Here is a 24,996-nt window from a genome sequence, read left to right as displayed (position 1 = left end):
TTTACAATTTTACGAAAACAAGTGTAGCTTTGTAGTGTTTTTGGATAAAACTATTTCAAGCTATGAAATTTGAACCCATAGGTCTATTTCCTGTACTGCTGGCACTATTTAGTTTGCTATTTTTGGTAGTGCTTCTGAGCTACAATACGCTCAAACGCACTAAAAAAACACTTGAAGAAAATTTTGAAAACTACTTGCAAGCCATTCAAGAAAAAGCTCAGTTAGCTACTCAATTAGCCAATCTGATTCACGCCAAAGGCGATTTTCTGCATACTTACGACCTTGTGCTAAAACTTTGTAGCACCATTCAGGGCATTGATGTTTCCGTAGCAGAACGCCTGCGAGCCGAAAAATCTTTACAAAAAGAAATTGCAGTAATGCAAGAACTTACTCGCAGTGTAACCGAACTCTTGCAAGATACAAATATTCAAAACAAAGCCACTGAACTGCAAAAATCTGAAAGCCAAACCGAACAACTTTACCGCAAATATGCTTTTAGCCTCAAATACTACAACAATTTCACCCAAAAAATACCCTCTAAATGGGTAGCCCAAATAGCTGGTTTTCGTAATGTTTCTTTACAATGATTGGCTGGATTATTTTTGTAGCACTTTGTAGTATTCTGCTTTGGAAAATACCCGCCCCCAAAAGAAATTTGTGGGCTTTTCTTTTTTTGTACAAATTAGCCTTTTTGTGGTTTTTCTTTTATGTTCATCAAAAATACTACTCACACTATCAGTGGGATTTTTGGCTTATTTTTTTAGATGCCTGCCAACTCAACGACCTATTTTGGCAAAATCTGAATGATTTTGGGCAAACTTTTTTTTATGAGCCTCACAAACCCGAATTATTTTATTTTTCCGAACAACCTCGTGCTTTTTTTACTGCCAAATTGTTTTTCTTTTTTGTCTTTTTGGCTCAAAAAAATTGGCTACTGAGCAGTATGTTTGCTTTGCTTTTGTATCTTATTGCCTCTTATCATCTATCAGAAACTTTGCTAAAACTCTTTCCCAAACTGAAAATATCCGTTTATGTTATAATATACTTGCCTTCAATTTCCTTCTGGACTTCGGGGACTTCCAAAGAAATTTGGCTCCTGACGTGTATATGGGGAATGGTAGCTCTGCATTTGCAGATATTTTATCTGCACCAAAAAGCGTTTTGGCGTAGTATAATCATCATTTGCTTGTTTTTTATACTTTGGAAAGCAAAGTATTATTATGCCTTCGGTATTGCCTTTGCTCTACTGGCAGAACGCTGGATTTCTTTTTGGCAAAGTGAAAATTTTACAAAAAAATTGAAATGGGCTTCCTCTCTGCTAATTTTAATCATTATTGGGTTACTTTCTTTTTTACACCCCAATCTGCATTGGGATTTTTTCCCAAAAGCCCTACACGAAAACTACCAAATCACGCTACAAGCCTCTCCACAAGGCTCTGCCGTAAATTTGGATTTAGAGCCTACTTGGAAATCTTGTCTGCTCAATAGTTACAAAGGCACTTGGCTTGGAGTTTTTGCCCCTTTGCCTTGGCAAACTAAAAATGTAGCTATGCTACTGGCAAGCATAGAAAATACGCTTTTGTTGCTATTGATAATTGGGACAACTTTTTTTGCACCTCACCCCCTTGCCCCCTCTCCTTTGGAGAGGGGGAATAAAGACGAAGTGAGACTAGCTATTTCTTTGCTGATAGCTTCTTTGCTATTTGTAGGGCTTATGGCAACTTTTTTAGGGCTTTCTTCGCCAAATTTTGGAACTTTGAGCCGCTATCGGGTGGGGTTTTCGTGGGTGCTTTGGTTTTGGCTGGCTGTGTTTTGGGAAAATTGGCTTCAAAAGAAAATCAAAAATTTACGAAAAAATTGATTTCTGCTTATTTTTTGCTAAAATTGCCTCCATAAATCTTTACAATTATGAGATACGCACCCATTCCGCAGGCTCTTTTTATTGAAAATCGTAAAAATTTTGCCAACAAACTCTATCCCGAATCGCTGGCGGTGTTTCATTCCAACGATATTATGCCCACCAATGCCGATGGCACTATGCCATTTCGCCAAAATAGCGACCTTTTCTACCTAACAGGCATAGACCAAGAAGATACCATTCTGATTATCTGCCCTGATGCTCGCGATAAAAAAATGCGTGAAATCCTTTTTATCAAAGAAACCAACGAACACATTGCTGTTTGGGAAGGTAAAAAACTCAGTAAGGACGAGGCTCGCGAAATTTCGGGCATACAAAATGTACAATGGCTGAGCGAATTTGAAAAAATGCTTTCTCTGCTCGCTTTTGAATCTGAAAATATCTACCTCAATACCAACGAACATACCCGAGCGGTTATTCAGGTAGAAACTCGTGATGCTCGTTTCATTAAATATTGCAAAGAAAAATTCCCTCTGCACAATTACAAACGTATAGCTCCCATAATGCACCGCTTGCGTGCTGTGAAATCGTCTTGGGAAATTTTCTTGATGAAAAAGGCTTGCCAAATTACAGAAAAAGGCTTTCGTAGAATACTCAATTTCATCAAGCCCGGTGTGTGGGAATATGAAATTGAAGCCGAATTGATACACGAATTTATACGAAATCGCTCACGTGGCTTTGCTTATCAGCCTATTATTGCCTCAGGTAAAAATGCTTGCGTTTTGCACTACAACGCCAATAACCAACAATGCCAAGACGGCGACTTGGTTTTGCTTGATGTAGCCGCCGAATACGCCAATTATGCCTCAGACCTCACTCGTACCGTACCCGTAAATGGGCGTTTTACACCCCGCCAAAGAGAAGTCTATGACGCAGTTTTACGTGTAATGCGTGGGGCAAGAGTTATGCTTGTAAAGGGCAATAATTTGGAAAAATATCACAAAGAAGTAGGAAAAATGATGGAAAGCGAACTCATAGGTTTGGGCTTACTCAAAAAACACGAAGTAGAATCGCAAGACCCCGAACACCCACTCTACAAAAAGTATTTTATGCACGGCACTTCGCATTTTTTGGGTTTAGATGTACACGATGTAGGCAGTAAGTATCGTATTTTTGATGCAGGTATGGTTTTCACTTGCGAGCCGGGTATTTATATTCCCGAAGAAGGTATCGGTATTCGTTTGGAAAACGATATTCTCATTACCGAAGACGGCAACATTGACCTAATGGAAAGCATCCCTATTGAAGCCGAAGAGATTGAAGAAATTATGAATAGCAAGCCTTAAACATACCAGCGTAAATGATAAGTACAAAGTATTTGAAATACAATTTGTTAAGAAATTTGATAGTTTTTGCAATATTGTGTTTTTTAACCTCGCCCCCAGCCCTTCTCCAAAGGAGTTGCGAGCTATACGCTTGAAAATCAAAATTTTAGGTATAATTATCTCCCATCCTTTTCAAGGGGAATAAGGGATGGTTTAAGTTATTAAAAATAAAAACTTGATAATCAAATTTTTAATCTTGCAACTCACGTTGTATATAAACTATTGAAGAAGTAGTATTGCTGAAAATTAATTTTTCGTGTAACTCTACTGTTATGGGTTTACCTGCTTGTAGAGGAGTTTTAGAAAGAGGTGCTACAACAAAAGTAGTTAAATCTCTGATTTTCAGATTATTAGAATGGGGGGGGGTAAAACCTTCCTGACTTATTTTATCCAAAGATAAGTCTTCGGAATAATTGAAATTATAATGAATCAGCCCCAAAAGAAGCATATTTCTTTCTGATTTGTAGCGTATCCAGTTACGGATTTGCTCCAACCTAAGCATTTCTTTGTTGTTGTAAGAAGCCTGATACAACTCATAATACGCTTGTATAAAATGCTCGTAATGAGAAGTATCTTTTCTACCATTTTGCCCGAATGTTTGCAAACCTGCAAAAGGCATTACACGATTGTAGAGTATGCCTGTTTTTACTTTTTCTTTAGGAATGATAGCATCTATTTGAGCTTGATTGACCTGTGCTTGTGAGCTTAAACACAAAAGCCAAAAAATGAAAATGAGATATCGTTTCATAAATTTTTAAGTTTTAGATTTTGAATGTTTATTGATTTTGTACATCAAAGCGACCATTGGTAATTTCAATGATTTCGCCAGTGGCTGGTCTGCGAGCCTTGAAAAAGAAAGTGCCTGAAACAATTTTATTTACCGTATCGGCACGCGTGATAGTTACCTCGCCTGTATATTCGCTGTCGGTTGCATATACAGCAGTTTCCGAAGGGCTAATGTATTTGTAGAAAATAGCGTGATTAGGTGGACATAAAACCGTAGGAGCACCAGGTGTTGTGTATTTCAGAGGATACTTACCTGTTTTATTACCAACATTTTCTAAATAAATACTAAAATCCCAACCATCCTTTCTGTAAGTTCTAATCCATACATGCAATTCTCTGCCATTACAATAGTTTGTCAAATACCCACCAGTAACAGGCTCAGCTCCACCAAAACCTCCGCTGCCATCAGGTATGTAAGGTTTGCCATCAATCAGGCAGCCAAAAGTGTTTTTACCTTCTTGGGTTTCAGGGGGTAAGGGGTCAACGGTTTTCTTGCAAGACTTGCAAGAGGCAAGGGAAAATAAAAGAGCATAGGCTAAAAGCCTCCACCCCCAAGTACGCCTCTCTAAAAGAGCGACTCGGCTTTCTTTGCAGGTTTGGGTTTTGTACAACATAAAACTAAAATTTAAAGATTAAACAAAAAATTACAGAAGCAAGAACTTCTATTGTTTTCTACGTAAAAACACTAAAAAAAATTTCAGAGAAAGATATGAAAAAATTATTAAATTTTATCAACTGGAAATGAAAAAAATCTTCAAAGACTTTATTTTAGCTAAAAGATTTTATTTTGAGTTTTGATATTATGCCCGAATACAATTGATTCAAGAAAGTTTTTATCCCTAAATCTCTTTCCTCAAAAGCGTGAGAAACTTTTACTCGCTCCTAAAAAACAATTTACACTGTAAAGTGGATAATTTTTTTTATTTTTAGGCTTCCTTTTGTATGGTTCAAAAACGCAATGCTTATGCTAAAAAAGTTTTTATTCCTACCGCTTATTTTTTCAGGTTTTTCGTTGTATTCTCAAAACGCAAAAATTATGAACAATCCGCTTTTAGAAGAATGGAACACTCCACATCAAGTAGTTCCTTTTGATAAAATCAAGACTGAACATTTCAAACCCGCTTTGGAGCAAGCTATTCAGGAAGGGAAAAAAGAAATTGAAGCCATAGCAAGCAATTCTGCACCTGCTACTTTTGAAAACACCATTGTAGCTCTGGATAATGCAGGTGAGCTGGTGAACAGGGTTTCTACCATTTTATTCAACCTCAACTCGGCAGAAACCTCCCCTGAGTTGCAAAAAGTCGCCAAAGAAGTTTCTCCAATGCTTTCTGAATACCAAAATGATATTTTACTGAACGAAAAACTCTTTTGGCGTATCAAAGCCGTTTATGAAAAGCGTAATCAGCTCAATTTGGATAAAGAAAGTCAGATGCTTTTGGAAAAAACTTACAAACGCTTTGTACGAAATGGTGCCAACCTGAACCCAAGCCAAAAGCAACTTCTACGAGATATAGACAAACGCCTTTCAGAGCTTACCTTGCAGTTTGGCGAAAATGTTTTGAACGATACCAACGAATTTCTTTTGCAAATTACTGATGAAAAAGATTTGGAAGGCTTACCCGAATTTGTACGCGAAGCCGCCAAAGCCAATGCCAAAAAACGAAACAAAGAAGGTTGGGTATTTACCCTACAAGCACCCAGCTATACTCCTTTTATGACCTATTCGGCTCGTAGAGATTTACGACAAAAACTTTTTATGGCTTACAACACAAGAGCCTTCAAGAACAATCAGAACAACAATAGCTCGGTAATGCGTGAAATTGTGAGCCTTCGCCACCAAAGAGCCAAACTTTTAGGATACGCCTCTCACGCTCATTTTGTATTGGAAGAGCGAATGGCTCAAAGCCCTGAAAATGTCAATAAATTCTTAGAAGAACTCTACACCTACGCCAAACCTGTTGCCGAAAAGCAAATGCAAGAGCTACTAGAATATGCCAAGAAGCAAGGTTTTCCCGAAAATCGCCTGCAACGTTGGGATTATGCCTATTATGCAGAAAAACTCAAAAAAGAAAAGTTCAACATTGATGATGAAGCTCTGAAACCTTATTTCAAGCTGGAAAATGTATTGCAGGGGGCTTTCAATACAGCTGGCAAGTTGTTCGGACTTACATTCAAAGAAGTAAAAAATATCCCTGTATTCCATTCGGAAGTAAAAACCTATGAAGTATATGACGAAAACGGCAATTTTCTTGCTATTCTCTATACCGACTTTTTTCCACGCGAAGGCAAACGTAGCGGTGCTTGGATGACCAGCTACCGAGAGCAAAAGATTTTCAAAGGGAAAAACATTCGCCCCCACGTTTCGCTTACCTGCAATTTTACTCGCCCTACCGATACCAAACCTTCCCTGCTTACGTTTCAGGAAGCAACTACCCTTTTTCACGAATTTGGACATTGCTTGCACGGAATACTTGCCAATACTACTTACCAAAGCCTTTCAGGAACAAATGTGGCTTGGGATTTTGTAGAGCTACCCTCCCAAGTTTTTGAAAACTGGATACAAGAACCCGAAGTGCTTGCAACTTTTGCCAAGCACTACCAAACAGGCGAGGTAATTCCTACCTCAATGGTAAAAAAATTGCGAGAAGCCGCCAATTTTATGGAAGGATATGCTACAATGCGACAGCTTTCTTTTGCTATGCTGGATATGGCTTGGCACGGCAAAGATAATGGCGAAATCAAAGATATATTGGCTTTTGAAAAGCAAGCTATCAGTAAAACGGACTTATTTCCTGCCGTAGAGGGAATTAGTACAAGCTCTGCCTTCAATCATATTTTTGCAGGTGGCTATTCGGCGGGATATTATAGCTACAAATGGGCTGAAGTATTAGATGCCGATGCTTTTGAACTCTTTGAGCAAAAAGGAATTTTCAATAAAGAAGCCGCTAATCGTTTCAAAGAAATGCTTTCCAAAGGTGGAAGCGAACCACCAATGGAAATTTACAAGCGTTTTCGTGGGCAAGAACCCAGCCCCAAAGCCCTTTTGAAGCGTGCAGGCTTACTTTGAAAAATATTTTTATCAAAATTTTTGAAAGAATGTAAGAAAAATTTAGATTTGTAACAATCTGTTTAATTTTTCTTTCACCCAAAAACCGCAATTATGACTACTCGCGAGCAAGTAGAAGCAATGATTGACCGTTACGTGGTATCGGTAGGTCTGACCAAAGAGGGTACTTACAACCCCGAACGTAGAGCCTGGTACTGGACAATTGGCTCTGCTAAAATTGAAGTGTTCATTCAAGCTATTCCAATGAAAGATGGCACGCAAAGGCATTTCTTGCGTATTTTTTCCCCTTTGATGCAAGTGCCTAAACACGAAGAACTTCGTTTTTATCGCCACTTACTAGAGCTCAACGACTCTAAGCTCGGCGTAAAACTTACCATTATGCCCGGCTCCGATACCGTGTATGCGACTTATGAGCGTGATATTCAAGGCATTGATTATGACGAAGTTTCTACTTGCATCGCCGATTTGGAATGGTGGGCTGATACGCTTGATGACCAACTCAAACAACAATTTTTTGGTAGATAAACCCAACCCAAAAGGCAGAATGTTCTGCCTTTTTTTATTGCAAAACAACCCCTTCAACCCCTTTGCTTTATGAAAAAAGTTTTTGTTTTTGCCATTTTACTTGTAAGTTTTCAAGTAAGTTTTTCACAGAAAATTCAAGTTCCTGCTAAACCCAAATTGGTAGTAGGTATTGTTATTGACCAAATGCGTTATGATTTCCTCTATCGCTATTACGATAGCTACTCGGAAAGAGGCTTCAAAAGACTATTGAAAGAGGGTTTCCATTGTAAAAACAATCATTATCATTATGCTACAACTTATACAGGACCCGGACACGCCGCCATTTACACGGGTTCTATTCCTGCTATCAATGGCATTGTAGGCAATGAGTGGTACGAACTTTCAGGAAAGCTCACGTATGTAGTAGAAGATAGCCTTGTGCAGGGGGTTGGAACAAATGGCTCTGCGGGCAAGATGTCGCCTCGCAATATGCTTACAAGCACTATCACCGACCAACTGCGACTTGCCACACAATTTCGTTCCAAAGTGATTGGTGTAGCCATTAAAGACCGAGGGGCTATTCTGCCCGCAGGACACACCGCCAATGCCGCCTATTGGTACGAAAGCCAAACAGGCAACTGGATAAGCAGTAATTACTATATGCAAGATTTGCCCGAATGGGTAAAAAAGTTTAATCAGTCGGGCAGAGCCAAACAACTACTGCAAACTTGGCAAACTCTACAAGCCCCAAGCAATTACAAAAATGCTGAGGAAGATAACCAGTCCTATGAAAGACCTTTGGAAGGAGAAAAAAATGCTGTTTTCCCGCATCAAATCAATTCTTTTAGCCTACTTGCCAGCTCTCCTTGGGGCAATACGCTTACCAAAGAATTTGCTTTGGAGGCTATCCGAAACGAAAAACTCGGCAAAGGTTCAGAAACAGATTTTCTTTGCATTAGCTTCTCTTCTACCGATATTGCAGGGCATAGTTTTGGTCCTTTTTCCCTTGAAAATCAGGATATGTATGTACGTTTAGACCAAGAAATTGGCGATATTTTGGCATTTCTTGATAAAGAATTTGGTAAAGATAATTACTTACTATTTCTTACCGCCGACCACGGCGTAGCCGATGTAGCAGGCTTTTCACAAAAAAACAAAATCCCCGCAGGCTCTGCCTCTGGTAGCAATCATTTGCAAATTTTGCAAGAATCCATAGAAAAAAAATTCGGACAAGGGAAATGGATTTTATACACCGAAAACCAGCAATTATATCTCAATCATAGCCTTTTGGAACAAAAAAAGGTAAGTGTAAAAGAAATTTACGAAGTAGTACGAAAAACCTTACTTCGCCAGCCCGAAGTGTATAATGTTGTTAATTTGTGGGATAATGAAATAGAACAAGCCTTGCCCGACTATTATGCTTCAATGGTGAAAAATATCTATCACCCCAAACGTTGTGGCGAGATAATGATACTGCTCAAACCTGCTTGGTATTATGGTTTTAACAAAGGAGGCACAACTCACGGCACTTTTTACAATTACGATACCCAAGTGCCTTTGCTTTGGTTTGGCTGGAAAACACCCAAAGGCGAAACTTCCCAACGTACTCATATTGCTGATATTGCCCCTACACTTGCCGCAATGCTCAATTTGCTTCAGCCCAATGGTTGTGTAGGCAACCCTATTGAAGCATTGCTAAAAAATTTGAAATAAAAACCCAAATTCTTTGGTTTTGCCAATTATTCGGCGTACCTTTGTGCATAAACATTTTTATTTCAAATTACAATGCAAAAAGGAAAAGTAAAATTTTTTAATGAAACCAAAGGTTTCGGTTTCATTAAAAGTGCTGAAACTCAGCAAGATGTATTTGTTCACGTTTCAGGGCTTATCGACGAAATCCAACAAGATGACGAGGTAACCTTTGAAGTAGAACAGGGCAAGAAAGGCTTAATCGCCGTGAATGTGAAATTGATAAAGTAAGTATTCCCTCATATATCCGAAATACCGAATTACATCACATTTCACTTGGGTTCAAGGGCAGGTAAAAAACCTGCCCTTAACTTTTTTGCTTCTGCCACCATTTAGCTTTTAGAAGATTTTAACCTCATAAAAAAAGCAAAGCTAATATAAACCTGATTTTCAAAGATTTGCAGAAAACAAGAACTTTCAAAATCAATTTTATTTCGGTATAAAAAGTTTCATTCCAAAGAAATATCTTGCACGAAAATAAAAACACCAAAAAATTTTGTTTTCTCAAAACATTTCTTTTACTTTGAGTTTGGAAAAGTATCTTTTTCTCAAAGCAAGCAAACAGCTCTTAAACCGAAATACTTACTTTATATGTCTTATACATTTGTCAAACAAAATTTTCAAGGCAAGTCTATTATCAAAGTAATTGGCGTGGGCGGTGGTGGTAGCAATGCGGTCAATCATATGTTTAATAGAGGCATTAAAGATGTAGAGTTTGTAGTATGCAATACAGATGCTCAGGCTCTTAATGCCAGCCCTGTGCCTACTAAATTACAGATAGGGATCAATCTTACTGAAGGTTTGGGTGCAGGAGCCAATCCCGAAAAAGGTAGAGAAGCGGCTTTGGAAAGTAGAGAGGATATCAGAGAATTGCTTGCCAATCATACGAAAATGGTGTTTGTAACAGCGGGTATGGGTGGTGGTACGGGTACGGGTGCCGCTCCTGTCATTGCCCAAATTTCACGCGATTTGGGTATTCTGACCGTAGGTATTGTTACTGCTCCTTTCAGTTTTGAAGGTAAAAAGAAAATTGAACAAGCCAAACAAGGAATAGATGAATTACGCAAGTATTGCGATACACTCATTATTATTTCAAATGATAAATTGAGAGAAGTCTATGGCAATCTCTCTATGTCCAATGCATTTGCACAAGCAGATAATATCTTGCTCACTGCCGCCAAAAGTATCGCTGAGCTTATCACGGTTCCCGGTTATGTAAATGTGGATTTTGAAGATGTAAAAACCATAATGACCAACTCGGGTACTGCCGTAATGGGTTCTGCCAAAGCCGAAGGGGAAGATAGAGCTTCCAAAGCAGTAGAAGAAGCCCTCAATTCACCATTACTTAATAATCGTGATATACGTGGAGCAAAAAAAATGCTTGTTTCCGTAATGTCCTCCGACAAGGCAGAACTGCGATTAGATGAATTTACGACCGTAATGGACTATATTACCGAAAAAATAGGTGGAGAAGCTGATAATGTAATCTGGGGGCAAGGCATAGACCCTACCCTTGGAGAGGCTGTTCGTGTAACGGTTATCGCCACAGGTTTTGTAGGAGAAGTTGATAGTCCTTATGAAAAAAAAACAAATGATACCAAAATCATACACGATTTAGAAACAGGCTCCAAAAAAGTGCAAGAATTGGTAGAACCTGATGAAAAAATTAGCTCTATTCCTACCATTCACCCTAAAAAGACACAAGACCAAAACGAAGAGAAAATAGAGAAAAAAGAAAAAGAAGTAGTATTTGAAATTAGCCCTCAAATAGAAAACGTAAGCATTGAAAAACCTATTGCAGAAAGCATACCCGAAAAAATTGTGTATAACTTGGAGGAAAAAGCACCCGAAAAAACAGCCCAAGATTTGAAAAAATTAGAAGAAGAAAAAGCTAAACAAGAGCTGAAACGCAAAGAAGAAGAATCTGCAAAAAAACGATTAGAAATTCTTAAATCTTTGAGCAATAACTATGAGAATTCCTCCGAAGATATCAAATACAAAAGTGATGTGCCTGCATTCAAACGTAGAGGGATTCAGCTAGAAGAAGTAAAACTTTCAGATAAAGAAATTTCTCGGTATAGTTTAGACGGCGATAACCAAATTACAACCAACAATAAATTTTTTACCGATAAACCCGATTAAAAATCTGCTAAAAAAGCCTGTAAGAAACAATTTCTTACAGGCTTTTTTCTAAACTCTGCAAAGCAATCCAAGCCATAAGCCCTGCACCTATTTCAAGGGCTTGCTCGTCAATATCAAAAGTAGGTGTATGTACGCCCGAAACAATGCCTTTTGCTTCATTGCGAGTACCCAAACGATAGAAACAGGCATCAGCTATTTGCGAATAGTAAGCAAAATCTTCTGCCGCAAGCCAAATATCTAAATCTACTACATTTTCTTTTCCTAAATACATCTCTGCCCAAGATTTCGCTTTTTGCGTAAGCAAAGGGTTATTTTTCAGAAAAGGATAGCCACGCCTTACTTCAAATTCACACCTGCCACCCATTGCTTCAGCTATGCTTTGAGCCATTTTTACCATTTTTTCGTGAGCCGTATTTCGCCAAGTTTCATCAAAAGTTCGGAAAGTGCCTTCTAAATACACTTCATTAGGCAAAATATTCGTTGCTCCATTCGCAATTACTTTTCCAAAAGAAAGCACCGAAGGAATTTTGGGAGGGGCATTGCGACTAACAATTTGTTGTAAAGCTACAATGATATGTGAGGCTATCAGAACTGCATCTACGCAATTTTCAGGCATAGCGGCGTGCCCGCCTTTTCCAATAACTTTTACATAAAGTTCATCGGCACTTGCCATATACATACCTTCCCGAAACCCTACCTTACCCACAGGCAAAAGAGGCATTACGTGTTGTCCGAAAATTGATTGGGGTTTAGGGTTTTCTAAAACGCCTTCTTGTATCATAAGCGATGCTCCTCCGGGTATTCTTTCCTCACCGGGTTGAAAGATAAGCCTAACGGTTCCTTCAAAATGATCTTTAAGTTCTTGTAAAATTTTGGCACAACCCAAAAGCGAAGCCGTATGCACATCGTGTCCGCAGGCGTGCATTACTCCTTCATTTTGAGATTTGTAGGGAACATCATTTTCCTCTACAATGGGCAGAGCATCAATATCGGCACGCAAAGCTATTGTTTTATTATGAGGATTTTTCCCTTGAATAGTAGCTACAATCCCTGTACCCGCTACCCCAGCCTTGAACTCAATATCATAATTTTTCAAATGCTCTGCAATGTATTCTGCAGTTTTATACTCCTGAAAAGAAAGTTCGGGGTGGGCGTGTAAATGCCTACGATGTTTTTGTATATCAGCAAAATGAGCTTTTGCCAAATTTTGAACAATTTCAGGGTTGATAGTCATTTTTTTGTCGTTTTGAAAGAAAATAAAAATGAAACCCCATAAGAAACGAACTTACGAGGCTTTTTATTGAAATAACACTGCTTTTTTTATTTTTTTTCTAAAAACTCAAAAAGTTCTTTACGAGCTTCGTTAGTTTTCAGACTGCGAGATACTTTGGTGTAATATTGGTAGCGGTCATACACATAATCGTAAGCAAACTTAGCGAGTTCCAGACGTTCTTTTTCAAAACCAATAAGACTTACCATTTCAGCTATTTGCTCGGAAGAGAAATATCCTGTGTTTTTCATTGAAAATTTAGCGATTCGCAATTTCTCCTCATCATTGGGTTCTTCTTTCATATTGCGTTTAATCTCCTCAAATTCGCTATCCAGAACACGCATAGCATAACGGTCAGTGGGCATAGGTTGTTCAGATTTATTGGCTTCAGGCTGGGTTTGTGGCTCAGGATTAGGTTTCTGTGTAGGATATTCTGGCTCCTCGCTTGGTTCTTCCCTGCGTGGATTAGGAAATGTCGGAAAAGGGTTGCGAAAAATTGGCTCGGGAAAACGAAAAATTCCCGTAAAGTCATTCAAACCTTGCAGACTTAACCTGTATTTGCCTCGTTTTTTACGAAGCACAAAAGAAAGATTGTTCAAGCCAAGCAAAGGTATTTTTTTCTCCAAAACAATAGGCTCTGTTTGGGGATTGATAACTATTTTTATCCAATAGAATCCGTCCCAAAGATTATCGGCACGAGCATATAAAGAAGGAGTAGCATTGACAAGATTTCCATTGACATACATCATAAACGGCTCTCCTTCAAGACTTTGCACAGCAATAGACGAAAACTGCCCAAAACAATGAGATACTCCCCAAAAAAACGAAGCTATTAGTAAAGTTTTTAGCATAAATAGGTGTATTTAGAAAAAACACCTTCAAATTTGATACCAAATTTAGCAAAAATCTTTTGATTTCCAAGATTTTTAGCTCACTTTTTCCTGAAAAGATTTCAGGCGTTCTTGCATAAAATTTTTGAAAAAACCGCTATCCTCTTTATCCAAAAAAACGACTTCCAAACCTATACAAAAAACACGATTTTTATATTTCTCCGCAAAATTCATTTTTTGCAGTTTTACAGCATCTTTTTCGGTGCAAAGAAGAAAGGTATCAGGGTTTTGCTCCAAAAACTCACTAAAAATGGCTATATCTTGCTTACTGAAAAAATAATGGTCAGGAAAAACGAAATGTTTTTGTACATTGAACTGCCCCTGCATATCTCTTTCAAAATAATGAGGCTGGGCTATTCCTGAAATCAAGGCTACCTTTGATAAAAGGGTTTCGCTTTGGTTAAAAATGTTGCGGGGTTTTCCATACCTAAAATGTGTAAAAAGCACCCTGCAAGCAGGGGCATATTTTTGTATATTTCGCCTGATATTTTCCTTTTCTGTTTTTGAAACTTGTTGTGGGCATTTGGTTACGATAATCAAATCGGCTCTGCGGGCTTGTTTGCGGCTCTCGCGAAGCCTACCCACAGGGAGAAGGCAGTCTTGATAGAACAAATTTTTGTAGTCGGTAAGTAAAATTTGAATGTGAGGTTTTACGCTTCGGTGTTGAAAGACATCATCAAGCAAAATCATTTGCGTTTCGGGGTGTAAAGCCAAGAGTTCGGGTATTGCTAAAATTCTCTCTTCGCCCACACAAACCTTGATTTTATTCCCAAATTTGGCGTACAATTGCAAAGGTTCATCTCCTATTTCTTGGGCAGAACTTTGAGGGGTAGCCAAGCGAAATCCTTTGGTTTTTCTGCCGTAGCCCCTGCTTAATGTGGCAATTTGATATTCTGATGAAAAGAGATGTATCAGATACTCAATAAAAGGTGTTTTACCTGTACCACCTACCCTCAAATTTCCTACACCAATAGTAGGTAAATCAAACTGAATGGATTTGAGCCTACCTGTATCATAAAGCCAATTTCGCAAATCTGTAATCCAGCCATATAGCACCGCCAAAGGAAAAAGTAAATATTGCATTGTATAAAATTTTGACAAAATTACGTTTTTCCAAAAAATTTTTGGCAAGAAATTTGTATGTTAATTTAATGTTAATTATTTTTGTACTCTGCTTTAACAAAAAAATGATGGTTTCACCAATTAACTGATTTTATGCGAAATGAAAAACACAGAAAAAAAGCTCTTTTTGGTCAATGGTGTGTGGCTGGTAGCCCCCGAAAATAGCTTGGCAAATGCTGAAAGCCTTGAAAGGTTCTACAAACGCCAAAAGCTATTTATTCGTTGGGCGAAGCGTTTTATGGTAGGTCCTGTACTGGGCTTGATGATTGCCTTTGTGTTTTTACAAATGCAACAACCCTTGTGGATTAGTGCAATCATAGGAAGTATTGTAGGCGTTGGTGGGCTGATTGCTCCCTTCAAATACGTCAAAAATTCCTATTGGCTTGTGCTGGTTATTTTGTACGGATTTTTGATAAGTCAGATGATTGTAGGTAGATTTTAGAAAACTTCGCAAATAGCTCCAAGACCTATAAGAGTATCATTGAAATCTTATAGGTCTTTTTTTTCGCAAATAAATTTTCGTTTATTTGCAGAAAACTTCGCCATAATGAATGTTAATTCAGAATTTGCCCTTATTACTGGTGGCAGTCAGGGATTAGGAAAAGCTATTGCAGAAAATTTGGCTCAAAGAAAGATTCCTATCATTTTAGTAGCCCTACCTGAAAAAATATTAACGGAAACAGCTCATTACTTGCAAAATACTTACCAAGTAGAAGTACAAACCTTAGGAATTGACCTTACCGAGCCCAATGCTCCTGAAAAGGTTTTTGAATTTGTGCAAAGCAATAATTTCAAAGTAAAATACCTCATCAACAATGCAGGCATAGGTTATACGGATAAGTTTGAGCGACTTTCTACAACATTCTTGGACAAATTATTAAAAATCAATACGGTGGCTATTACGCAACTGACAAGGCTATTTATTCCTACACTTGCCGAAAATAGCCCCGCTTACATTCTGAATGTTGCCAGTATGGCAGGTCTTTTCACAATGCCCTACAAAGCCGCTTATTCAGCTTCCAAACACTATGTTATAGAATTATCCTTTGCTTTGCGTGAAGAGTTAAAGGATAAAAATATCAGTGTAACTGTTGTATGCCCAGGTGGTATAACCACCAATCCCGAAGTTTTGGAAAGAGTAGAGCAAATGGGTAAATTGGGCAGAATACTAACCGCAAGCCCCGAGTTTATCGCCAAAGTAGCCGTAAAGGCAATGATAAACCAGCGAAAATTTGTTGTTCCCAAATGGCAAGTAAAACTATACAGCTACCTTCGTTGGATTTTTCCTAAAACTTGGCAAGCCAAAATTATCGCCAATGCTTTAAGAAAGAAAGTGCAATAAGATTAAAAAGAGTTTCAGTATTGGCAAATTTCAAGCAACCATAGGCTTAATTTCTCATTTTACCCTTTGGATTTGTGGGAAAAGATTGTTAGGTTTGTTCCTTAAACGTGAAAAAATATGAAGATAAATCAGGAAATTTTATCCAACATTGCACACCTCGCTCGCTTAGAAATTGAGCATAGCCGCGAAGAAACTATGATGAACGAACTGAGTAAAATTCTCACTTGGATGGAAAAACTCAATGAAATTGATACCAACCACGTAGAACCTCTTACACATATTTCTACTGAAATCAACATTTTCAGAGAAGATGAGCCAATGCCCTCTCTTGATCACGAAAAGGCACTACTCAATGCACCTAAACGTGATGCAAACTATTTCCGTGTTCCAAAAGTTATAGAGTAAGATATTTTTTTGCGAAAATTTAGACCATAGATGTATGGAATTTGAATTGGATATATTACCACTTTCCGTATGGCTTCCTCACCAAGAAGCTGCTATCATTGCAGGACCTTGCAGTGCTGAAACCGAAGAGCAACTCGTTGCAACTTGTCTGCAACTAAAAGATTTAGGCGTGAGTGCCTTGCGTGCAGGTATTTGGAAGCCTCGCACAAGACCGGGTAATTTTGAAGGACACGGCGAAATAGCTTTGCCTTGGGTGCAAACCGTCAAGAAACTCGTAGATTTGCCTTTTGCCATTGAAGTTGCAACACCTCAACATATAGAGCTTGCCTTAAAGTATGGTGTAGATATTCTCTGGATTGGAGCAAGAACTACGGTCAATCCTTTCAATGTACAAGATTTGGCAGATGCCTTGCAGGGCATAGATGTTCCTGTAATGATAAAAAACCCCGTCAATCCTGATTTGGCTCTATGGATTGGAGCGATTGAGCGTATTCATAAAGCAGGAGTTCGTAAAATAGCGGCAATTCATAGAGGCTTTTCTTCTTTGCAAGAAAGCAAATATCGCAATCCGCCCAACTGGCAAATTCCTTTGGAACTCAAAAGAATTTTCCCTCATTTACCGCTGATTTGCGACCCCAGCCACATCACAGGCGATAGAAAAATGGTTGCCAAAGTAGCCCAAAAAGCTCTTGATTTAAACTACGATGGCTTAATGATAGAAACGCACATCACCCCCGACAAGGCTTGGAGTGATGCTAAACAACAAGTAACCCCCAGCGAATTGGAAGAAATGATTCATTCTTTCAATTTTAGAAAGCAAAAAACGGACGATATTGAGTTCAACAATCGCCTTGATGAGCTACGCAAGCAAATTGATGAACTAGACAGAGAACTCGTAGAAATTTTGGCTACTCGTATGTACTTGGTAGAGCAAATAGGTGAGTACAAAAGAGAAAACAATATCAGCATTTTTCAGATAGAACGATGGGACGAAATATTCCGTACTCGCCCCCAATGGGCAGAAAAAATGAAACTCAACAAAGAGCTTATTCAAGAAATTTACAAGCTCATTCACGTAGAATCTATTCGCAAGCAAACCGAAGTAATGAGTAGGTTAGCTGAAAAAGTATAAAAATCAAAAAGCAACTCTGATAAGAGTTGCTTTTTTAATGTTCCACGTGGAACATATTTTTTTGCCAAGATTAAAGTGATTTTTAGATTGAGGAAATTGTTTTTAGCTTTTCAAAAAATCAATTTAGCTCGCTATATTTTCCCAATGTTCCACGTGGAACATCAAGCCGTTTTGCTTTGATAAATTTCAGCAATTTTTTGTAGAGCAAAATCAATATCTGCTTGGGTATTCATACGGCTAAAAGAAAAACGCACCGCAGGACGTTCAGGTGGAGTATTAAGAGCCTGTAAAACGTGTGAGCGGCTTTCTGAACCCGAAGAGCAAGCACTCCCCCCCGATGCCGAAATGCCCGCAATATCCAAATTAAAAAGCATCATTGCCCCTATTTCCGAAGCAGGAAAGCTAACATTCAAAACCGTGTAAAGACTTTTTTCTATATCTCCGCTCATTCCATTAAATTGAATATCCTCTATTGCTTCTTGCAAGCCTTTTATCATTCTTTGCTTTAAGGCTTTGATGTAATTCTGATGAGCAGGCATATCCTGATAGGCAAGTTCAAGAGCTTTGGCAAGCCCAATGATGCCCGCCACGTTTTCAGTGCCGCCACGCATATTTCTTTCTTGCGAACCGCCTGTAATGTATGCGTGAATTTTAGATTTTTGACGAATAAACATAAAACCAACGCCTTTGGGTCCATGGAATTTGTGAGCGGCACCTACCAAATAGTCCAAAGGTGTTTCTTTGAGATGATGAGGATAATGACCCATTGTTTGCACGGTATCGGAATGAAAGTAGGCTTTGTAGTGCTTACACATTTCGGCTACTTCTTGCAGGGGCAAAAGATTGCCAATTTCATTGTTGCCGTGCATCAGCGAAACCAAAGCATTCGGATATTTTTGTAATAAATTTTCCAAAGAAGCCAAATGAACATTCCCTTTTTCATCTAAATCTACATAGTGCAGAGGCAAATGTTTGCTACGGCTGATTTCTTCTAATGTATGCGAAACAGCGTGATGTTCAATCGGAGAAGAGATGAGATGTTCTATTTTCATTGTTTCTACTGCTCCCCATAAAACACAATTATCAGCTTCTGTGCCACCCGAAGTAAAAAAAATTTCCGAAGGACTTGCATGCAATAGCTCGGCAATGGTTTTTCGGGCTTTTTCAATTTCAGCTCTTACTTGCCTGCCGTGCCAATGCGTAGAAGAGGGATTGCCAAAGTTTTCGGTTAGGAAAGGGAGCATTGCTTCAATAACGGCTTTATCCAAAGGAGTGGTAGCGGCGTTGTCCAAATATACTCGCATAAAAATCTTGTTTTTATGCAAACCTACTCAAAAAAATCCAATTTTCAAAAACTCTTTGAGAGATTAAAAATTTCCATTTCATCAGTTCAAATATTTTGTTTTTTTGAATAAAATTTGCAACTTGCTCTAAAAAAGGTTTTATGCTCAATATTTTAGAACAAATCGTTGTTTTCAAACGCACTGAAATTTCCTTGCGAATGACGCATTACCCCGAAAGCAAATGGGAAAATACACCTGAATATGTGCGTAAATGTTTTTCTTTGAAAGAATTTTTACGCAAAGAAAATGCCTCTCAAATTATAGCAGAATTCAAACGGCAATCACCTTCCAAAGGCATTATCAATAATAAAGCGGGGGTAGTAGAAACTACACGTGGGTATGCACAGGCAGGAGCAAGCGGACTTTCTATTCTGACTGATAAAAAATTTTTTGGTGGCTCGGTACAAGATTTGCAAATCGCCCGAGCAGGTCTGGAAGTGCCTATTTTGCAAAAAGACTTCATTCTCACTACTTACCAAATTACTGAAGCCAAAGGAGCAGGTGCTGATGTTATTTTACTAATTGCCGCTATCCTCACCGAAGGACAAATCCGAGAACTCTCACAATTTGCACAAGAATTGGGTATGGAAGTTATTTGCGAGGTTCATAACGAACAAGAATTGCAGAAAGCCCTTGTGCCTACGGTAGATATTATTGGCGTAAATAACCGAGATTTGCGAACTTTCCGAACCAACTTGGAAATTGCTAAAAATTTGGCAGATAAAATTCCTTCGGAGTTTCTCAAAATCGCTGAAAGCGGCATTGAAAAAGTGGAAGATATTGTAATGCTAAGAGAGTTTGGATATGAAGGTTTTTTGATAGGTGAAAGTTTTATGCAGCACGAAAAGCCCGCCACCATACTTGCCGAATGGGTACAAAATTTGCCCCCTTTGCCCAAAAAAGCTATTGCAGAAAGTTCTGATATAGGAATGGAAGAAAGTAATCAAACTTCGCAAGATGAGCCAAACTAAAACCAAATTGAATAGTACGCAAAATCAGAAGGGAGCGGTGAAATACTCACTGCTTTCCGTAGCAAAAATGCTTATTTTATTTTTACGCCTTACAAGTGAGCAGACCTCTCTGCTTTTCAAACGTAAAATTGAGGGAAAAAGAACCATTAGCGAATGGCTTAGGCTCTTTGAACAACTTGCCGAATTTGATAAACACGCTGATAATAGCCGAAAAGTGTTTATTATGCACGTATGGATAGGAGTAGTGCTCAGTTTTTTTGCAATGGTAATAATTATAGGAGTAGAAAATACCGCTTTGCTGGATATATTATGGCGAGTAGTGCTTCTTTTTCTACTCCTACACTTGCTTCCCTATTGGATATTGAAAAAATTTGATTTAAGCAATCGCTTACGAACCTTCTTTGTGCCATTGCTCAAAATACTTGCTCGCGAAAGTGAAGAGCAAAGCCTTCTGACACTGACAATGGAGCTTGCTTCCTCAGAAAATAAAAAATTTTTGACATCAAATACTCGTACCCCACCTAAAAAAGTATTTTCTTGGAGCAAGATATGGTTAGGGCTAATTATTGTAAATATTATAGCATTTTTTTGGGTGATGAGCATTGAACCTGGCGAAGGCTTCTATTTTGTATTTGCCTTTATTTTTTTGTTCATTGCCTTCGCTGTGTCAGTAGCATTGAAAACATATCCCATCGTAATTACAAAAATCTATACTTATCCTTGGCTTATTTTTTCTCTAAAAATGGCTGATGATACCACGCTTGCCGTAGAAATGACAGATACCCTGATAGTACGAAAAGTACATAAAAAAAACTTTCGGGGAAAAGTAAAAACAAAAGTAAAAAAAATCATAAGACGCCGAGATAAAATTACTATTAGCTTTGAAAAAGATGAGTACGAAGTGGCTAAAGCACAAAATATTTCAAACGAAAAATCCAAGAAAAAAGATGTTTTGCTCAATAAAAGCAATGAAAAAAGACACGTGTTTCGGATAGAAAATAGAGAAAAAATTCTTGTAAAAAACGATACAGACACTGAACCCTCTTTGCAAGCCTTTCTTGCAAAAATTGCAAAAGCATACCAAACAATGAAACCTATTGAAAACTAAAATGCAGGAAAAAAATTATTCCGCTAAAAACGCCCTCTCCGTTTTATTTCTAACCATTTTCATAGACTTACTCGGCTTTGGGGTTATCATTCCTATACTTCCCAATTTTGCCCGTGCTTTACAGGCAAGTTCTTGGCAAATAGGCTTTTTGGTGGCATCGTATTCTTTAATGAACTTTATTTTTGCACCATTTTGGGGAGCATTGAGCGATAAAATGGGCAGAAAGCCCGTCATTCTGATTAGTGTAGCTCTTACAGGAGTTGCCTATATTGTTTTTGCATATAGCCATACGCTTTGGCTTTTGTTTGCTTCACGCATCATTGCGGGGATAGGTTCGGCAAATATTGCCGCCGCACAAGCCTATATCGCCGATATTTCCGAACCCAGCAAACGAACTAAAAATTTTGGCATTATCGGAGCGGCTTTTGGCTTGGGGCTTATCATAGGTCCTAGCATCGGAGGTATCCTGAATGATGCCTACGGCATTGTAGCTATTGGGTGGTTTGTTGTTTTACTTTGTGGAGTAAATCTTTTGATAGCTTTTTTCTTTTTACCTGAAACTATTTCTGAAAAGAATATCGGTAAAAAATTGAAAATCAATCCATTAAGCGACCTTCGTTTGGCTCTACGTCGTAAAGACATCAAAGGGCTTCTGTGGCTTTCTTTTGTATTTATTGCCGCCTTTATGATGATACAGCCTACGCTTGCTCTCCTGTGGAAAGAGCAAGCGGGTTTGAGTGATAAGCAAAATGGTTACGCTTTTGCGTTTATGGGGCTGGTTACGGCACTGATGCAAGGCGTATTTGTAGGAAAGCTAAACAAAAAATTCGGTGAATATCGTTTGCTCATTTTCGGCTGTATAGCCTTAGTGATAGCAGGTATCAGTTTTCCCCTATTTGCTTCTATGCGTTGGTTTATACCTTTCGAGCTTATAGCTATCATTTTTTCAGGAGTATCCAGTGGTTGTTTTACCCCTGCTCTCAATGCTTTGCTTTCACAAGCGGTTTCCGAACAAGAACAAGGACGGGTATTAGGTATCAATCAGTCTTTTGGAGCTATTGCTCGCATTGTAGGTCCCACACTTGGGCTCGCCATTTATGATGTAGATTTTCATCTACCTTATTGGGTTGCGGCGGTTGTGGCTATCTTGCTTTGGTATGCAGTGGCATTTTTGCCGAAAGTTTTACAGAAAAAAATCAGAACCTAATCCCTCTTTTCATTACAATCCAAATTACAAGCGGAGAGCCTAATAAGGAGGTTATCAGATTGATAGGCATAGAAAAATTTGCAAAGAGATTTTGTGCTAAAATATCACAGAAAAGTAAAACACTTGCTCCGAGCAGTGCAGAGGCAGGAAGCAAAACCCAATGGTTGGCAGTCCGAAAAATACTTCGTGAAAGATGAGGCACAGCCAAACCCACAAAACCAATTGGTCCGCAGAAAGCAGTAGTTACACCAGAAAGCACACTCACCAACACAATAAGAACCCAGCGAAGCCTGCGAACATTGACGCCCATACTTTGAGCATACATTTCACCCAAAAGCAAAGCATTGAGTTTTTGTATTTGGAAAAGAAGTAGAATAAAACTAATACCAATGGATATAGCAATAATGAAAACTTGCTCGTAATTGGTACTTGCCAAACTGCCAAAAGACCACCACAAAAAATCTCTAATTTGTTCGGGGCTACTCAAAAATTGCCATAAGCCAATCAAGGAAATTGCCAAACTGCCCAGCATCAAACCAATAATAAGCAGTGCCGTATTGTTGTTTGTAAAACGACTGATAAGCAGGATAAGTACCATTATTGCCATTGAGCCTATAATGGCAACTGTTGCAACGAGGCTATTGCCAATTATACCCAAATTTTGCAGAGCCGACCAAGAAACGCCCGAACTCAAAGTAATAGAAGCCACCCCCAAACTTGCCCCCGCCGAAACGCCCAACTCCGAAGGACTTGCCAAAGGATTGGCAAAAAACGTTTGCATAACAAGCCCCGCCACTGATAAAGCTACCCCTACCAAAATAGCTGTAAGAGCCTTGGGCAAGCGAAAAGCAAGCACAATATACGCCCAAGCGTTGTTTTCTTGTGAGCCAAAAAATGTTTTTAGAATTTCAGAAAGTGGAATCGCTACTGCTCCTGTGCTAATATTCACTAAAAACAATGTGAGCAGTAGCAAGCCCAAAAATAGCCAACCTAATAGCGAAAAGGTGGGTTTCAAATTGCTAATCATATTGAAACAAGGAAGGGCGAACTATTTTGCTCGCCCTTCATTACAAAACAAACCGAAAAAATTTATTTTTTGGGAGATTGCTTTTTAGCAAGTCTTTGATTGAATTTATCTACGCGTCCCGCAGTATCCACAAATACTTTCTTACCTGTAAAGAAAGGGTGAGAATGAGAACTGATTTCTACCTTAATTACAGGGTATTCTTTACCATCTTCCCACTTGATGGTTTCTTTGGATTTCATTGTAGAACGTGTAAGAAATTTGAAATCACTGCTCAAATCCCAAAAAACAACTTCACGATATTCGGGGTGAATGTCTTTTTTCATAACCAAATGCTTTTATGTTCCCAAAAATTAGGTTGCAAATGTAGCAATAAAAATTGGAATTGCCAAAAAAAAATTAAATATTTGAAGCCAAGCCCCAAAATTCTCGCTTATGATGGATTTGATGATTTTCTTCAATAGCCTTGATGATGAGCTTTGGCAAGATTGCAAAGAAGATGTAACCTGCATTTACAACCAAATTGCTATTCACGCTCATCAGTTTCCGAATTGGCAAGATGCTGATTTGGCAATTATCGGACTGATAGAAGAGCGAGGAACACAAAAAAATATAGGCGTAGCAGGTGCCGCCGATGCTTTTCGCAAACACTTTTACAAACTCCGAAAAAGTAAAGTCCCTTACAAAGTGGTAGATTTGGGAAATTTACGCTCCGCCCCCAGTTTGCAGGAAACATACCAAAGGCTTAAAGTAGTATGCGAATTGCTTCTTGCTGAAAACACAATCCCTATTCTGATAGGTAGCTCCAACGATATGATGATAGGACAATTTTGGGCATATCAGGGCTTAGAGCAACCCATTTCTATTGTAAATATTGATTGCACCGTAGATGTTGATGAACTGGACAATGAACCCAATAAAAAACATCTTTTGCAAATTCTTACGCACCAGCCCAATTATTTGTTCAATTTCAGCCAAATAGGTCATCAAGGCTATTTGTGTTCGGCAAGTTTTTTGGATATTTTTGAAAAAATGTATTTTGATGTCTATGGTGTCGGCAAAATTCGCGAAAATATCCTGAATGTAGAGCCTGTTATTCGCGATGCCGATATGGTAGCCATTGATATTTCTGCTATTCGCAAAGCCGATGCAGGAGCAAGCATCTATGCCCAACCCTTTGGGCTAAGCTCTGATGAAATGGCTCAATTTTGCTGGTATGCAGGTATCAGCCCCAAAGTAAGCTCTATTGGTTTTTATGAATACAATCCGCAATTAGATACACACGGACACAATGCCCAGGTTCTGGCAGTATTGGTTTGGTATTTTATTGAAGGCTTTTATCATCGCAAAAAAAAGTTGGATTTCAAAAGTGAGGGCGAGTTTCAAAAATTTATCGTGCCGCTTTCCGATAGTCTGAATGCCCCTACCCTCACCTTCTACAAGCAACTTTCTACGGGCTATTGGTGGCTGGAAGTCCCCTACACTACCATTCAGGTAGAGCCTGTGATGATAGCCTGCTCTTATCAAGATTATCTTTCGGCAGTAGAAGGGGGCATTATTCCTGATAGGTGGATAAGCACGCAAGCCAAATTGCCGTAGCGATTTTTAGCGAGATTACAAGGATTTGAAAGATTAACGTTTCTTACCTCAATAACAATCGGGTAGAAACGTTATATTTGTCCGAAATTAGT

At 38.6% G+C, this 24,996-nt stretch carries 24 protein-coding genes; 16 read left to right on the top strand and 8 right to left on the bottom strand.

Features of this window, described 5'->3' with window-relative positions; translation table 11 throughout:
* Positions 1-62 precede the first annotated feature (62 nt).
* The 3 genes from ACWITO_RS11150 to ACWITO_RS11140 are packed head-to-tail and all read left to right on the top strand — an operon-like array spanning position 63 to position 3,204.
* Positions 63-587 carry a hypothetical protein gene (locus ACWITO_RS11150; protein ID WP_448530072.1) on the top strand — a complete coding sequence of 175 codons (525 nt, stop codon included), beginning with the start codon at positions 63-65 and terminating at the stop codon, positions 585-587.
* Positions 584-1,861, top strand: coding sequence for a hypothetical protein (locus ACWITO_RS11145; protein ID WP_448530071.1), 1,278 nt, complete (start codon positions 584-586; stop codon positions 1,859-1,861). Before ACWITO_RS11150 ends, ACWITO_RS11145 begins: the two co-directional genes overlap by 4 nt.
* Before the next feature lie 47 nt (positions 1,862-1,908).
* Positions 1,909-3,204, top strand: a complete 1,296-nt coding sequence (locus tag ACWITO_RS11140; protein ID WP_448530070.1) for an aminopeptidase P N-terminal domain-containing protein — start codon at positions 1,909-1,911, stop codon at positions 3,202-3,204.
* Between the two features lie 229 nt (positions 3,205-3,433).
* Here ACWITO_RS11140 and ACWITO_RS11135 read toward each other — a convergent pair whose 3' ends face one another.
* Both ACWITO_RS11135 and ACWITO_RS11130 read right to left on the bottom strand, forming a co-directional pair.
* Entirely contained in the window at positions 3,434-3,991 is a 558-nt protein-coding gene (locus ACWITO_RS11135; protein WP_448530069.1) for a hypothetical protein, read from the bottom strand.
* A gap of 28 nt (positions 3,992-4,019) precedes the next feature.
* Positions 4,020-4,643, bottom strand: coding sequence for a DUF6252 family protein (locus ACWITO_RS11130; protein ID WP_448530068.1), 624 nt, complete (start codon positions 4,641-4,643; stop codon positions 4,020-4,022).
* Positions 4,644-5,065: 422 nt separating this feature from the next.
* Here ACWITO_RS11130 and ACWITO_RS11125 point away from each other — a divergent pair, with 422 nt between their 5' ends.
* The 5 genes from ACWITO_RS11125 to ftsZ all read left to right on the top strand — a co-directional run bounded on the left by ACWITO_RS11125 (position 5,066) and on the right by ftsZ (position 11,491).
* The gene (locus ACWITO_RS11125; RefSeq protein ID WP_448530067.1) at positions 5,066-7,096 is read left to right on the top strand and encodes a M3 family metallopeptidase; all 2,031 of its coding nucleotides are present in this window, start codon (positions 5,066-5,068) and stop codon (positions 7,094-7,096) included.
* A 93-nt stretch (positions 7,097-7,189) separates the two neighbouring features.
* Positions 7,190-7,621, top strand: coding sequence for a YbjN domain-containing protein (locus ACWITO_RS11120; protein WP_448530066.1), 432 nt, complete (start codon positions 7,190-7,192; stop codon positions 7,619-7,621).
* 69 nt (positions 7,622-7,690) lie between these two features.
* Positions 7,691-9,313, top strand: a complete 1,623-nt coding sequence (gene pafA / locus ACWITO_RS11115) for an alkaline phosphatase PafA (protein WP_448530065.1) — start codon at positions 7,691-7,693, stop codon at positions 9,311-9,313.
* 72 nt (positions 9,314-9,385) lie between these two features.
* Entirely contained in the window at positions 9,386-9,580 is a 195-nt protein-coding gene (locus ACWITO_RS11110) for a cold-shock protein (protein ID WP_448530064.1), read from the top strand.
* A 360-nt stretch (positions 9,581-9,940) separates the two neighbouring features.
* The gene (gene ftsZ / locus ACWITO_RS11105) at positions 9,941-11,491 is read left to right on the top strand and encodes a cell division protein FtsZ (RefSeq protein ID WP_448530063.1); all 1,551 of its coding nucleotides are present in this window, start codon (positions 9,941-9,943) and stop codon (positions 11,489-11,491) included.
* Positions 11,492-11,525: 34 nt separating this feature from the next.
* On the opposite strand, the gene ACWITO_RS11100 is transcribed toward ftsZ, so the two are convergent.
* The 3 genes from ACWITO_RS11100 to lpxK all read right to left on the bottom strand — a co-directional run bounded on the left by ACWITO_RS11100 (position 11,526) and on the right by lpxK (position 14,734).
* Positions 11,526-12,725, bottom strand: a complete 1,200-nt coding sequence (locus ACWITO_RS11100; protein ID WP_101359556.1) for a M20 metallopeptidase family protein — start codon at positions 12,723-12,725, stop codon at positions 11,526-11,528.
* An 86-nt stretch (positions 12,726-12,811) separates the two neighbouring features.
* Entirely contained in the window at positions 12,812-13,612 is an 801-nt protein-coding gene (locus ACWITO_RS11095) for a DUF4476 domain-containing protein (RefSeq protein ID WP_448530062.1), read from the bottom strand.
* 75 nt (positions 13,613-13,687) lie between these two features.
* A complete protein-coding gene (gene lpxK / locus ACWITO_RS11090; protein ID WP_448530061.1) occupies positions 13,688-14,734 on the bottom strand; it encodes a tetraacyldisaccharide 4'-kinase in 1,047 nt (348 codons plus the stop codon).
* A 139-nt stretch (positions 14,735-14,873) separates the two neighbouring features.
* Here lpxK and ACWITO_RS11085 point away from each other — a divergent pair, with 139 nt between their 5' ends.
* From ACWITO_RS11085 to ACWITO_RS11070, 4 genes are all read left to right on the top strand, one after another.
* A complete protein-coding gene (locus ACWITO_RS11085) occupies positions 14,874-15,215 on the top strand; it encodes a hypothetical protein (protein WP_448530060.1) in 342 nt (113 codons plus the stop codon).
* Between the two features lie 105 nt (positions 15,216-15,320).
* A complete protein-coding gene (locus ACWITO_RS11080) occupies positions 15,321-16,115 on the top strand; it encodes an SDR family NAD(P)-dependent oxidoreductase (RefSeq protein ID WP_448530059.1) in 795 nt (264 codons plus the stop codon).
* Positions 16,116-16,232: 117 nt separating this feature from the next.
* Positions 16,233-16,520 (top strand): Asp-tRNA(Asn)/Glu-tRNA(Gln) amidotransferase subunit GatC, encoded by a 288-nt coding sequence (gene gatC, locus ACWITO_RS11075; RefSeq protein WP_448530058.1) that lies wholly within the window; start codon positions 16,233-16,235, stop codon positions 16,518-16,520.
* A 34-nt stretch (positions 16,521-16,554) separates the two neighbouring features.
* Positions 16,555-17,652, top strand: coding sequence for a chorismate mutase (locus ACWITO_RS11070; RefSeq protein ID WP_448530057.1), 1,098 nt, complete (start codon positions 16,555-16,557; stop codon positions 17,650-17,652).
* Positions 17,653-17,813: 161 nt separating this feature from the next.
* On the opposite strand, the gene ACWITO_RS11065 is transcribed toward ACWITO_RS11070, so the two are convergent.
* Positions 17,814-18,956, bottom strand: coding sequence for a cysteine desulfurase family protein (locus ACWITO_RS11065; protein WP_448530056.1), 1,143 nt, complete (start codon positions 18,954-18,956; stop codon positions 17,814-17,816).
* Positions 18,957-19,096: 140 nt separating this feature from the next.
* Between ACWITO_RS11065 and trpC the strand changes: the two genes are divergently transcribed.
* The 3 genes from trpC to ACWITO_RS11050 are packed head-to-tail and all read left to right on the top strand — an operon-like array spanning position 19,097 to position 22,281.
* Positions 19,097-19,966, top strand: a complete 870-nt coding sequence (gene trpC, locus ACWITO_RS11060; protein ID WP_448530055.1) for an indole-3-glycerol phosphate synthase TrpC — start codon at positions 19,097-19,099, stop codon at positions 19,964-19,966.
* Entirely contained in the window at positions 19,953-21,074 is a 1,122-nt protein-coding gene (locus ACWITO_RS11055) for a hypothetical protein (RefSeq protein WP_448530054.1), read from the top strand. The genes trpC and ACWITO_RS11055 overlap by 14 nt, the downstream gene beginning before the upstream one ends.
* 1 nt (position 21,075) lies before the next feature.
* A complete protein-coding gene (locus tag ACWITO_RS11050) occupies positions 21,076-22,281 on the top strand; it encodes an MFS transporter (RefSeq protein WP_448530053.1) in 1,206 nt (401 codons plus the stop codon).
* Here the strand turns inward: ACWITO_RS11050 and ACWITO_RS11045 are convergent.
* Both ACWITO_RS11045 and ACWITO_RS11040 read right to left on the bottom strand, forming a co-directional pair.
* Entirely contained in the window at positions 22,271-23,296 is a 1,026-nt protein-coding gene (locus ACWITO_RS11045; RefSeq protein WP_448530052.1) for a FecCD family ABC transporter permease, read from the bottom strand. The genes ACWITO_RS11050 and ACWITO_RS11045 overlap by 11 nt on opposite strands.
* 74 nt (positions 23,297-23,370) lie before the next feature.
* Entirely contained in the window at positions 23,371-23,631 is a 261-nt protein-coding gene (locus ACWITO_RS11040) for a type B 50S ribosomal protein L31 (protein WP_101359547.1), read from the bottom strand.
* A 109-nt stretch (positions 23,632-23,740) separates the two neighbouring features.
* Here ACWITO_RS11040 and ACWITO_RS11035 point away from each other — a divergent pair, with 109 nt between their 5' ends.
* Positions 23,741-24,904: a formimidoylglutamase gene (locus tag ACWITO_RS11035; protein WP_448530051.1), complete on the top strand. Its 1,164-nt coding sequence runs from the start codon at positions 23,741-23,743 to the stop codon at positions 24,902-24,904.
* Positions 24,905-24,996: the final 92 nt, after the last annotated feature.

The organism is Raineya sp. (genome assembly GCF_053497555.1).
Note: the sequence above shows the minus strand (reverse complement) of the source record. Positions and strands in the feature narration are given on the sequence as shown.